10 protein-coding genes and 1 pseudogene are annotated in these 11101 nt (G+C 41.6%); all 11 read left to right on the top strand.

What is annotated here, in order from left to right; translation table 11 throughout:
- The coding region (locus tag L652_RS0100770; protein WP_024603186.1) for a cyanophycin synthetase at nt 1–515 on the top strand (515 nt) is incomplete at its 5' end.
- Nucleotides 512–1894 (top strand): UDP-N-acetylmuramoyl-tripeptide--D-alanyl-D-alanine ligase, encoded by a 1383-nt coding sequence (gene murF / locus L652_RS0100765; protein WP_024596379.1) that lies wholly within the window; start codon nt 512–514, stop codon nt 1892–1894. The genes L652_RS0100770 and murF, both read left to right, overlap by 4 nt.
- Complete coding sequence (mraY, locus tag L652_RS0100760) at nt 1894–2976, top strand: phospho-N-acetylmuramoyl-pentapeptide-transferase (protein WP_002957990.1); 1083 nt, start codon at nt 1894–1896, stop codon at nt 2974–2976. Before murF ends, mraY begins: the two co-directional genes overlap by 1 nt.
- Nucleotides 2977–4311: a UDP-N-acetylmuramoyl-L-alanine--D-glutamate ligase gene (gene murD / locus L652_RS0100755; protein WP_024596378.1), complete on the top strand. Its 1335-nt coding sequence runs from the start codon at nt 2977–2979 to the stop codon at nt 4309–4311. It abuts the gene before it with no gap.
- Entirely contained in the window at nt 4308–5483 is a 1176-nt protein-coding gene (gene ftsW, locus L652_RS0100750) for a cell division protein FtsW (protein WP_024596377.1), read from the top strand. Before murD ends, ftsW begins: the two co-directional genes overlap by 4 nt.
- Nucleotides 5480–6556 (top strand): undecaprenyldiphospho-muramoylpentapeptide beta-N-acetylglucosaminyltransferase, encoded by a 1077-nt coding sequence (gene murG, locus L652_RS0100745; protein WP_024596376.1) that lies wholly within the window; start codon nt 5480–5482, stop codon nt 6554–6556. Before ftsW ends, murG begins: the two co-directional genes overlap by 4 nt.
- Nucleotides 6557–8008 (top strand): UDP-N-acetylmuramate--L-alanine ligase, encoded by a 1452-nt coding sequence (gene murC / locus L652_RS0100740; RefSeq protein ID WP_024596375.1) that lies wholly within the window; start codon nt 6557–6559, stop codon nt 8006–8008.
- A complete protein-coding gene (locus tag L652_RS0100735) occupies nt 8005–8925 on the top strand; it encodes a D-alanine--D-alanine ligase (protein WP_024596374.1) in 921 nt (306 codons plus the stop codon). The genes murC and L652_RS0100735 overlap by 4 nt, the downstream gene beginning before the upstream one ends.
- Before the next feature lies 1 nt (nt 8926).
- Nucleotides 8927–9712 carry a cell division protein FtsQ/DivIB gene (locus L652_RS0100730; RefSeq protein WP_002957996.1) on the top strand — a complete coding sequence of 262 codons (786 nt, stop codon included), beginning with the start codon at nt 8927–8929 and terminating at the stop codon, nt 9710–9712.
- Nucleotides 9709–10941, top strand: coding sequence for a cell division protein FtsA (gene ftsA, locus L652_RS0100725; protein ID WP_007582937.1), 1233 nt, complete (start codon nt 9709–9711; stop codon nt 10939–10941). Before L652_RS0100730 ends, ftsA begins: the two co-directional genes overlap by 4 nt.
- Before the next feature lie 21 nt (nt 10942–10962).
- A pseudogene (locus L652_RS1000000124810) lies at nt 10963–11101 on the top strand (cell division protein FtsZ); the annotation flags it as partial.

Raw genomic sequence — 11101 nt, 5'->3', positions numbered from 1 at the left:
TTGCTGGTTGTGCGCAGTTACAGCCAGTAGCTGGGCGAATGCAAGCATTTAGCCAAGCAGGCATGCCGACGTGTGTTGTTGATTACGCCCATACACCCGATGCACTTGCACTTGCATTACAAGCATTGCAGCTGCATGTGCCAGGTGGTGTAAGTTGTGTATTTGGTTGCGGTGGTGACAGAGACAAAGGAAAGCGCGCATTAATGGCGCAAGCTGCTGAGCAAAACGCTAATAAAGTGATTATTACCAGTGATAACCCTCGAACAGAAAATCCTGATGACATTATTGCCGATGTAGCTAGCGGTTTAACCCATCCTGAAAAAGCGCATTTAGAAGCAGATAGAGCCACAGCAATTAGCTACGCCATTGAAAATGCAACGGCAGATGACGTTATTTTGATTGCAGGTAAAGGCCACGAAGATTATCAAATTATAGGCGATAAGCGCATCGACTTTTGCGATCGCCGCTATGTACAAGAACAACTAAAAAAAGCAGTAAGAGGGATAACACAATGATCCCAATGGATTTTGATTGGTTAGCTAATGTGCTAACAACTGATTATCAAGGTGATAATCAACACGTGCTAAATATAAATACTGATACTCGCACAGTGTGCGATGGCGAAGTGTTTTTAGCACTGAAAGGGCCAAATTTTGATGGCCATAAATTTATAGCTGAGGCTAAACAAAAAGGCGCTATAGGCGTTATTGTTCAGCACAAAGTTGATGTAGATATTCCACAATTTATAGTAAGCGATACACGTATTGCACTAGGTACAATTGGCACCGCTGTTATGGCCCAAGTGGCGCCTAAAACAATTGCAATTACAGGGAGTGTAGGCAAAACCACCGTAAAAGAAATGTGTGCGGCAATTTTGTCGGTTCACGGTGATGTATTAGCTACTAAAGGTAATTTTAACAACGATATTGGCGTCCCTCTTACGTTATTGCGCTTAGAGCCTCAACATCGTTTTGCTGTTATTGAGCTAGGTGCAAATCACTTAGGTGAAATTGCTTACACAACGGCAATGACAAAACCAGATGTGGCCGTTGTATGTAATGTTGCAGCAGCTCACTTAGAAGGTTTTGGTAGCTTAATGGGCGTTGCAAAAGCTAAAGGTGAGATTTTTGATGGCCTAAAAGATGACGGCGTTGCCATTGTTAATTGCGATAGTGAATTTAGCCAGTATTGGTTAGATAAACTTGAAGGGCGTAATGTTAAACGCTTTTCTACAACCGAAAAACTAGACATTTGGGCAGAGAACATCACGCTTGATGCCAATGCACGTGCAAGCTTTACGCTTTGCGCTAAAAACAAGCAAGTGCCTGTTACTTTGGCACTACCTGGTAAGCATAATATTAGTAATGCACTTATCGCTGCGGCGCTGACCAGTGAATTTGATGTAACCCTTGAAGAAATAGCCAATGCACTTGCCACAATGGGTGATGTAAAAGGGCGCGTTAATTTAATTGAAGTGTCTGATTTACTTACCGTGGTTGATGACACCTATAATGCCAATGTTAAGTCGGTAAAGGCTGCGATTGACTTGTTAAGTGATATGCAAGGTCACCGCATTTTAGCACTCGGAGATATGGGTGAGCTTGGTGAAGATGCACGTAAGTACCATCAAGAAGTTGGCGAGTATGCACTTGAACAAGGGATTGATGAGTTATTTACATTAGGCGTGTTAAGTAAATACGCAAGTGATGTGTTTGAACTCCCTAATCGCCACTTTTCGAGCCGCGAACAGATGCAGCAAAAAATTCAAGAAAGTATTAATAAAGTGAATAAAAAAACAACAATAGTAGTGAAAGGATCGCGCAGTTCTCGCATGGAATTATTAGTAACCGATTTAGTTAATGGCCAGCAACAAGCCATCAATGGAGTATCATAATGTTAGTTTGGCTGGCAGAGTATTTAACACAGTATTTTAGTGGTTTTCATGTTTTTTCGTATTTAACGCTACGTGCCATTTTAGGTATTTTAACTGCGCTAATTATGTCTCTTTATTTGGGGCCTAAATTAATTCGTGGTTTGCAACGTATGCAAATAGGTCAAACAGTTCGCGACGATGGTCCGCAATCGCATTTGTCTAAGTCGGGTACACCGACAATGGGTGGCTTACTTATTTTGGCGGCTATTTTTACAAGCACGCTACTTTGGGCCGATTTATCAAATAAATATGTATGGGCAACACTGTTTGTAATTGGCTCGTTAGGTATTGTCGGCTTTGTTGATGATTACCGTAAAGTTATTCGTAAAGACCCAAAAGGTTTAATTGCTAAGTGGAAGTACTTTTGGCAATCGGTCATTGCATTAGTTGTAGCTACTGCTTTGTACTTTACCAGTGCACAAGCATCTGAGACATCACTTGTTGTTCCATTTTTTAAAGACGTGTTACCGCAATTAGGTTTGTTTTATATCGTGCTTACGTATTTTGCCATAGTAGGTACATCAAACGCGGTAAACCTGACCGATGGCTTAGATGGTTTGGCGATTGTGCCAATTATTTTGGTGGCTGCGGCATTGGCAATTATTGCTTATTTAACAGGTAATATTAACTTTTCGGCTTACTTACATATTCCACATTTACCGCTAGCGAGTGAGCTTGTCGTTGTGTGTACTGCCATTGTGGGCGCAGGGCTTGGCTTTTTATGGTTTAACACTTACCCAGCACAAGTATTTATGGGCGATGTTGGCTCATTAGCACTTGGTGGTGCATTAGGTATTATTGCTGTTTTAGTACGCCAAGAATTACTGCTTATTATTATGGGCGGTGTATTTGTAATGGAAGCACTATCGGTAATATTACAAGTGGGTTCGTATAAATTGCGCGGACAACGCATTTTTAGAATGGCGCCGATTCACCATCATTATGAATTAAAAGGTTGGCCAGAGCCTCGCGTTATTGTGCGCTTTTGGATTATTTCTGTTGTGCTAGTGCTTGCTGGCTTAGCTACTTTAAAGATTCGATAAATGCAGTATTTAAACGAGATAAAAAACAAACAAATAACAGTGCTCGGACTCGGTGTAACCGGTCTGGGCATTGTGCGTTTTCTATTATCTCATGGCCTCGCCCCCAAGGTCGTTGATAGCCGAGCAACCCCACCGGGGATTGATTGGTTAAAAGAGCATGCGCCAAATCTAGATACCCACTTTGGTAATTTAGATGACGCTGAGCTTTGTTCAAGCAATATGATTATTATAAGCCCTGGGCTTAGCTTAAAAATACCAGCTATTGCAAATGCAATTAACGCAGGTGTTGAAGTGATTGGCGACGTTGAGTTATTTGCACGTATTAATACAAAACCGGTTGTTGCTGTTACGGGCTCTAACGGTAAATCAACCGTGGTTACGCTCGCTTATGAAGTATTAAAAGAAGCCGGCTATAAAGTTGCTTTGGGTGGGAATATTGGCACAGCGGTGCTTGATTTACTCAACGATGATTTTGATGTGTATGTACTTGAGTTATCTAGTTTTCAGTTAGATACCACAACGAGTTTAAAACCTGTGAGTGCAACGGTATTAAATGTGTCAGAAGATCACCTTGACCGATACGACAGTTACCAAGCTTATATAGACTCAAAGCTAAGTATTTATGACGGTGCAGAGCTTATTGTTGTCAATGCCGACGATATTCAAACACATCCAGTTGAGCGCGGTACAACCCCCCTAATCAGCTTTGGTGCTCAGCAAGGTGATTACCATTTAGCGCAGCATAATGGCGAAACTCATTTTATGCTTAAAGACGATGCCTTTTTACCTGTTGATACGCTTGCGGTAGTGGGTAAGCACAATTATTTAAATACGCTTGCAGTAATGGCGCTTTTAAGTCCGTTTGAAGTAAGTAAAGATCAATATAAGAACGCGTTAGGTCAATTTAATGGGTTGGCTCATCGCTGCCAATTTGTAGCTGAGCTTAACGGTGTAAAGTATTTTAACGATTCAAAGGCAACGAATGTTGGAGCGACCATTGCTGCAATAGATAGCTTGGCTAGTGATGGTGAAAACCTGATTGTTATTGCAGGTGGCGATGCTAAAGGCGCTGATTTAAACGCACTTAAACCCTACATAGAACAGCATGTAAAAGCATTAATTTGTTTTGGTAAAGATGCAAGTGACTTAGCTGCGATTACCAATAAGAGCTATTTAACTAACAACATGGAAGAAGCCGTTGCTTTGGCCAACGTACTTAGTAGTACAGGCAATATTGTTTTGTTAGCACCTGCATGTGCCAGCATTGATATGTATAACAACTATATGCAACGTGGTGATGACTTTATTCAATGTGTTATGGCAGGGCAACTATGATTGCTTTTGCCGATATAAGAGATGCATTAACACCAAAACCTTCAGGTCAGTTGTATGATGTACCGCTGCTGTACTGCGTAATTATGTTAATTGGTGTTGGTTTTATCATGGTAACCAGCGCTTCAATGCCGACCGCTGAGCGGTTATTTGATGACCCATACCATATTACTATTCGCCACAGCATGTTTTTGGCAATGTCTTTTGTGCTTTTTTGGATAAGTGTTTGTGTGCCAATGGATTGGTGGAAACGATCCAACCCTTATTTATTAATACTAGGCATGGTGCTGTTAATAGCGGTATTGATTGTTGGGCGTGAAGTGAATGGTGCTAAACGATGGATACCTATTGGACCTGTTGGTTTTCAGGTGGCTGAGGCCGCTAAATTATACTTTTTTAGTTATATTGCGGGTTATTTGGTAAGAAAACGCGAAGAAGTACAAGAAAATATTAAAGGCTTTGCAAAGCCAATAGCTGTATTTGCAGTGTATGCGCTGCTTATTTTGCTGCAACCTGATTTAGGCACAGTGGTTGTTATGTTTGTAACAACGGTTGGTTTACTGTTTTTAGCTGGCGCTAAATTATGGCAGTTCTTTGTACTTATTCTAACTGGCGTCGGTTTAGTTGTATTACTGATTATTGTTGAACCATATCGAATGGCGCGTGTTGTTGGCTTTTTAGACCCTTGGGATGATCCTTTTGGTAAAGGTTATCAGTTGGTTCAATCGCTAATGGCTTATAGCCAAGGTGGTTGGTTTGGCCAAGGCTTAGGTAACAGTGTACAAAAACTGCAATATTTACCTGAAGCGCATAACGATTTTATTTTTGCTGTAATAGGTGAAGAACTTGGTTTAATAGGCGTTGTGAGTATTTTAATGGTATTAGCTACTTTAGTATTTAGAGCGTTATTAATAGGCCAACAAGCGCTTAAGTGTGGCAAAGAATACGAAGGCTATTTTTCGTTTGCCATTGGTATTTGGTTTGCATTTCAAACCATGGTGAATGTAGGTGCGAGCGCGGGTATTTTGCCAACTAAGGGTTTAACCCTGCCATTTATTTCTTATGGTGGTTCAAGCTTGTTAATTATGACCATTGCCACGGGCATCTTATTGCGCGTAGATTTTGAAACCAAAATGGCAACCAAGCAAGCCACCTCAGGTGGAGGTAAGCGATGAGTAAAAAATTAGTAGTAGTGGCTGGTGGAACTGGCGGACACATTTTTCCTGGTATTGCAGTGGCTGATTATTTAAAACAGCAGGGCTGGCAAGTTAGCTGGATTGGCACACCAGATCGAATGGAAGCAAGCGTTGTACCTAAGCATAATATAGATATTGATTTTATTAATGTAAAAGGTGTTCGTGGTAACGGATTAAAACGTCTTATTAAAGCCCCATTCATGGTAGTTAATGCAGTATTGCAAGCGCGTAAGGTATTGAAAGAACAGCGCCCTGATGTAGTACTTGCAATGGGCGGTTATGTTACGGGACCCACGGGAATTGCCGCAAAGAGTTTAGGTATTCCGTTAGTTATTCACGAGCAAAACGCTGTAGCGGGTATGAGCAATAAACTGCTAGCTAAGGTGGCTACACGTGTATTAGCAGCATTTCCAAGTGCTTTTGCACAGGGTCAAGCCGAGCTAGTAGGTAACCCAGTTCGCCAAAGCGTTATGAATATAGCCAAACGCGATGTATCAAGTCCTATTAATATTTTAGTGGTAGGGGGCTCGCTCGGTGCACAAGTGCTTAATCAAACATTACCAGAAGCATTTAAAGTACTAAATAATACAGCTCCTATAAGCGTATGGCATCAAACAGGTAAAGGTCATTTATCTACTGTAGAAACAGCTTATAAAATGCATGGCTTTGCGGATGGTAATACAAAAATAGCTGAATTTATTGATGATATGGACGCGGCGTATAGCTGGGCTGATATTGTTGTTTGCCGCGCTGGTGCATTAACTGTTAGCGAAATTGCAGCAGCAGGTAAAATGGCTGTTTTTGTCCCCTTTCCACATGCCGTGGATGACCATCAAACAGCAAACGCACAATATTTAGTGATGGCTAATGGCGCATTATTAATGCCACAAGGGCAGTTTAATAAACAATCAATTGTTGAACTATTAAGCCCATATTTAGCCCAACCTTCATTAATTACTGAAATGGCTACAAATGCAAAAAAACAAGCCATTTTAGATGCCACAGCAAGCGTAGCAACGCACTGTGAGCAAGTAACAAATAAGAGAAAATAAGTGAAAGAAACGTCAGTACAAGAAAAACACACGCGCCCAGCAATGCGCCGAATAGAAACCATTCACTTTATTGGTATTGGTGGAGCCGGTATGGGCGGTATTGCTGAAGTACTCGCTTTTGAAGGCTACCGTATTACAGGTTCTGACATTGCTCATAGCGCTATGACAGATCGCTTAATTAAAGCCGGTGCTGAGGTATTTATTGGCCATCATGAAAATAACGTGAAAGATGCCAATGTAGTGGTTGTTTCAAGCGCGATTGATGAAACAAACCCTGAAATTATTGCAGCTAAGGCCGCAAGAATCCCTGTTGTGCGCCGCGCAGAAATGCTCGCAGAACTAATGCGTTTTCGCCACGGTATAGCAATTGCGGGTACGCATGGTAAAACAACGACAACAAGCCTAATTGCAAGTATTTATGGACAAGCAGGGCTCGATCCAACTTTTATTATTGGTGGCTTGTTAAATAGCGCAGGTAGTAACGCAAAAGTAGGTAAAAGTGATTTTTTAATAGCAGAAGCTGATGAAAGCGATGCGTCGTTTTTACACTTACAGCCAATGGTCTCGGTGATCACAAATATTGAAGAAGATCACATGGATACTTACGGCGGCAGTCTTGAAAAAATGAAAGACACGTATGTCGATTTTATTCATAACTTGCCGTTTTATGGTTTAGCTGTTGTATGTATTGATTCTGAAGTTGCTGCAGAGCTTATCCCTCGCTTTGGTCGCCCAGTTATCACGTATGGCGAATCGAAGGATGCTGATTATCGCATGAGCGACTTTAGCCAATCAGCTAATACGTGCACATTTACAGTAACTAACAAGCAAGGTGAGTGTTTAACTGCCACGTTAAATATGCCAGGTAGACACAATGCACTTAATGCAACCGCTGCGATTGCTGTTGCAAAAGATCAAAACATTGCGAATCATGCAATTTTAGAAGCGCTGCATAAGTTTGAAGGCATTGGTCGTCGTTTTCAGCATTATGGTGAATTTGAAAACGAGCGGGGCAATGTGATGTTAGTTGATGATTACGGGCATCACCCTTCAGAAGTTGCAGCAACAATTGCAGCAGTACGTGAAGGTTGGCCTGATAAGCGTTTAGTAATGGTTTATCAACCTCATAGGTTTTCTCGTACACGCGACTTATACGAAGATTTTGTAAAAGTACTTGCTGATGTAGATCAGTTGCTATTACTTGATGTGTATAGCGCTGGTGAAGATCCTATTGTGGGGGCAGACAGCAAAAGCTTATGTCGTAGCCTTCGCCAACGTGGCAAAGAGCCGCTGCACGTAGCAACAAATGCTGAGCTTGCAGGTGTTTTGGCCGCAAATTTACAAAACAATGATTTAGTATTAACCCAAGGCGCTGGTAATATAGGCCAGTTAGTTAAAACATTAGCTGCAACGGGTATGTCGATAGAAAAACTTAAGCAAGGTGAAGTATGACTCAGGTAAACACACAATTTGGTAAAGTAGCGGTACTGCTAGGTGGTAACTCAGCAGAGCGTGAAGTGTCTTTACGATCGGGTCAGGCTGTTTTAAATGCGCTGCAAAATAGTGGTATTGATGCAATTGCATTTGACCCACAAAGTCGTTCTTTGTGGGAGTTAAAAGAATTAAATGTAGATCGCGTTTTTATTGCTTTGCATGGCCGTGGTGGCGAAGACGGCACAGTGCAGGGAGCACTTGAATTTATGAACTTGCCTTACACGGGCAGTAATGTACTAGGTTCAGCACTTGCTATGGATAAAGTACGTTGTAAGCACTTATTTAAATCAGCGGGTTTAAGCACTGCACCTTATACCGTAGTTGATGCTAAAAAAGGTTTTGATGCTAAAGCCATTATGGATGAATTTAAAAAGGTAATGGTTAAGCCATCGCATGAAGGTTCAAGCATAGGTATGGCGCAAGCAAGTACAACACAAGAGCTTGAAGATGCACTAGCTAATGCATTTAAGTTTGATAACCAAGTACTTGTAGAGCAGTGGATCACTGGTCGTGAGTTTACAATTACGGTGCTTGGCGAGGATGTACAACCAGTCATTGAGATGACGACACCTAATGGCTTTTACGATTACCAAGCTAAGTATCAATCAAATACAACCCAGTATCATTGCCCTGCAGATTTATCAGAGCAAGATACTAAGTACTTACAAGCCATATCGCTAGATGCGTTTGATTTAGTGGGTGCAAGTGGTTGGGGTCGTGTTGATGCTATGCAAGACGAGCAAGGGAATTTTTACCTGCTTGAAGTAAATACAGTACCAGGCATGACTGAAAAGTCACTAGTACCGATGGCTGCAAAAGCGAACGGGGCAACTTTTGAACAATTAGTTGTTCGCATTTTAGAGCAAACGCTTTAATATGCATCCCCTTTTAGAAAAAGCTCAACAACTAAAACAGCAACTTAACTTTAATTGGTCGCTGATTTTTGGAGTGAGTTTTTTTCTGGTTGTGGTTATAGGCTTAGTACAAATAACCACCGGTGTATCTGATTGGTTAGTTGAAAATAAAGATGCTCAAATTAAGCACCTTACAGTGCAAGGGCATCCCAAATACACAGATGAAACGGCAATTATAAAAGCAATTAAAAAAGCCGATTTAAGTAGTTTTTTTGAACTTGATGTTAAGCACGTGCAGCAGCTAGTTCAAGACTTGCCTTGGGTTGCTACCGCTTCGGTACGTAAACAATGGCCTGATACTATACAGGTGTATGTAGTTGAACATGAAGTAGTTGCCCACTGGAATAGCGACTTGTTGCTCAACCAAAGTGGCCAAGCATTTCAAGCCAGCAGCGATAAGTTAGATGATAACTTACCGCAGTTATATGGCCCAGAAGGTAGCGAAGAAGAGGCGTGGGTTGCTTTTAAGCAATTTGATGAAATGCTCAGAGTTAATGGTTTAACATTAACAAGTTTGGCATTATCGGAGCGTTTTTCGTGGCAACTTTGGCTAGATAACGGGATTCGCTTAAATTTAGGACGTAAAGATAAAGCCAAGCGTGTACAACGTTTTATAGACGTTTATCCACGAATGGAACAACGTGCAGATGCACAAGTAGATACAATCGATTTACGGTATGATACCGGCCTTGCAGTAAGCTTTAAGCCAATGCAAGAAGAACAATTACAAAATAAGAGTAAGGCATGACTAAGTCAGCAGAAAGAAACCTAGTAATAGGATTAGACGTTGGCACCTCGAAAGTGGTTGCCACGGTAGGTGAAATCACCGCAGATAACAAGCTCAGCATTGTTGGTGTGGGCAGCCAAGTATCTCATGGTATGGATAAAGGCGGCGTTAACGATTTAAACTTAGTGTCTGAGTCTATTCGACGAGCAATAGACGAGGCCGAGTTAATGGCTGATTGTCGTATAAGCTCTGTGTATTTGGGTATTTCTGGCAAACATATACAGTGTCAAAACGAAAGTGGTGTGGTGGCAATCAATAACACCGAAGTCACTGACGAAGATATTGAAAACGTAATACATATTGCGCGTTCTGTGCCTATTTCAGCAGAGCGTAAAATGCTGCATGCATTGCCGCAAGAATACAGCATTGATATGCAAGAGGGCATTAAAAACCCACTAGGCATGAGCGGCGTTCGTATGGAAGCGCGTGCACATATCATTACGTGCTCAAACGATATGGCAAAAAATATCGAAAAATGTGTAGAACGCTGTGGTCTTGAAGTCGATCAACTTATCTTTACTGCACTTGCGTCATGTTATTCTGTACTAACAGATGACGAAAAAGAGCTAGGTGTTGCAGTACTTGATATTGGTGGCGGTACTATGGATATCACCATTTATATCAATGGCGCACTTCGTCACTCTGCGGTTATACCTGTAGCGGGTAACCAAGTTACTGGTGATATTGCAAAAATATTTCGCACACCTATATCACATGCAGAGTCACTCAAAGTACAATACGCATGTGCTAGTAGCCAAATGGCAAGTAGCGAAGACACAATTGAAGTACCAAGTGTAGGCGGACGACCAGCAAGGTTAATGTCGCGCCATACATTATCTGAGGTGGTAGAGCCTCGTTTTAGAGAATTATTTGAGCTTGCGATGGAAGAAATTCGTCGTTCAGGCTTAGAAGACCAAATTGCGGCAGGTCTCGTTATAACAGGCGGAACTGCTAAAATGACTGGCGCTATGGAAGTGGCAGAAGACATCTTCCAAATGCCAGTAAGAATAGGCAAACCAATCGGGATGGTTGGTTTGACAGACTATGTAGATGATCCTTCGTACGCAACCGCTGTTGGTTTGTTACAATACGGGCGTACCATGCAATCGATGAATGCACAAAAGTCGAAAGCAGAGGATAACAATAATTGGTGGAACCGCATTACTAAATGGTTCCAAGGCGAGTTTTAAGACTCAAGTCGGAGAGTAAACATGTTTGATATAATGGAACAACACAGCGAAGAAGCTGTAATAAAAGTAATCGGCGTGGGCGGTGGTGGCGGTAACGCTGTTGAGCACATGGTAAAACAACAAATAGAAGGCGTGCGTTTTATAGCCGCTAATACGGATG

The sequence above is a fragment of the Pseudoalteromonas sp. TB25 genome (assembly GCF_000497995.1).
Taxonomy (GTDB): Bacteria; Pseudomonadota; Gammaproteobacteria; order Enterobacterales; family Alteromonadaceae; genus Pseudoalteromonas; species Pseudoalteromonas distincta.
The sequence above is the reverse complement of the archived record's forward strand: the minus strand, read 5'-3'. Positions and strand labels throughout refer to the sequence as shown.